Origin of the sequence: Devosia sp., assembly GCF_017307565.1 — a bacterium.
GTDB lineage: Bacteria > Pseudomonadota > Alphaproteobacteria > Rhizobiales > Devosiaceae > Devosia.
In genome coordinates this window covers 1-1255 of the sequence record NZ_JAFKHD010000015.1, presented here as the reverse complement: position 1 = coordinate 1255, position 1255 = coordinate 1, and the positions used below count along the sequence as shown (strand labels likewise).

The window sequence follows — 1255 nt, the reverse complement described above, 5'->3', positions numbered from 1 at the left end:
GAAATGATTGCGCGACAACCAGAACTTGAGAAATACAGCGCAGCCAATGGCGGCATGGATCCAGGGCTTAACAACCCGCTCGGTGCACGCGCTCTCTATATTTTCCAGGATGGTGTGGACACACTTTACCGAATTCACGGCTCGCCAGAATACTGGACCATCGGCAAAGCCGTATCCAGCGGATGCGTCCGACTGATCAACCAGGACATCATCGACCTCTACAATCGTGTTTCGACGCCGGCACCCGTGATCGTTCGGGGCGGTTCGACAGCTTAGATGTCAGCACGAAAAATCACTTGAACCTCTAGCGGGCAGAGCTTGTAGCCTCCGGCTTTCAAAAGGATTCACCCATGAAACGTCGCAATTTTCTCATCTGCACTTCAGCCATGGCGCTGGCTTGCGCTGCATCGCCACTGGCATTTGCACAGCCAACCGAGCAGGAGCTTCTCGTGCCAGGAGCCCTGCCGGACAAGACATTCGGCACCGACGATGCACCTGTAACTATCATCGAATACGCGTCTCTGACTTGTCCGCATTGCAGAACATTCCATATCGACGTCTGGCCCGGCCTGAAGGAGAAATATGTCGATACCGGAAAGGTGCGCTTCATCATGCGCGAATTCCCGTTCGACCCGCGCTCCACCGCCGGCTTCATGCTGGCGCGGTGCGCGGGCGACGAAAAGTGGTATCCGACCCTCGACCTTCTTTATCGAACCCAGGAGACATGGGCCCGCGCCTCAGACGGAACAGGCGCCATGAAATCTGTCATGGGCATGACCGGCATGGACGAAGCCGCGTTCGAAGCATGCCTTCAGAATGAGGAACTGATGCAGCAGGTGCAAGCGGTTGCAGAAGTTGGGCGCGGCTTTGGCGTCGATTCCACCCCTACTTTCTTCATCAATGGCAAAATGTACAAGGGTGCTCTGAGCGTCGCGCAGTTCAGCGACACCATCGATCCGCTGCTTGCAGCGTCGGGCCAGTAGGGACGCCATCAGATGACAATCTTATTTTCCAATTCTTCAAGAAGCCTGCGTCGGATCGCCCTGGCTCTTCTGATGACCACAGCATGTAGTTCGGCATTCGCACAGCCGGAAGACGTTGTCGCCCGCGTGAACGGTAGCGACATAACACGTGCAGACGTCGCGGTGGCTCAGGAGATGTATGATTCCCAACTCGGGACCATGCCAGACGATGCCAGACTCTCTGTTATCGTCGATACGCTGATCGAAATGCGGATCATCTCCGACGCAGCGAA

At 56.0% G+C, this 1255-nt stretch carries 2 protein-coding genes and 1 pseudogene; all 3 read left to right on the top strand.

Annotated features, from left to right (window positions below; translation table 11 throughout):
• Positions 1 to 276, top strand: a 276-nt coding sequence (locus tag J0I64_RS00200) for a L,D-transpeptidase (RefSeq protein ID WP_291405280.1), incomplete at its 5' end; no start/stop codon positions are given.
• Positions 277 to 386: 110 nt separating this feature from the next.
• On the top strand, positions 387 to 983 hold the full coding sequence (locus J0I64_RS00195) for a DsbA family protein (RefSeq protein ID WP_291405278.1): 597 nt from the start codon (positions 387 to 389) through the stop codon (positions 981 to 983).
• Between the two features lie 72 nt (positions 984 to 1055).
• A pseudogene (locus J0I64_RS00190) lies at positions 1056 to 1255 on the top strand (peptidylprolyl isomerase); the annotation flags it as partial.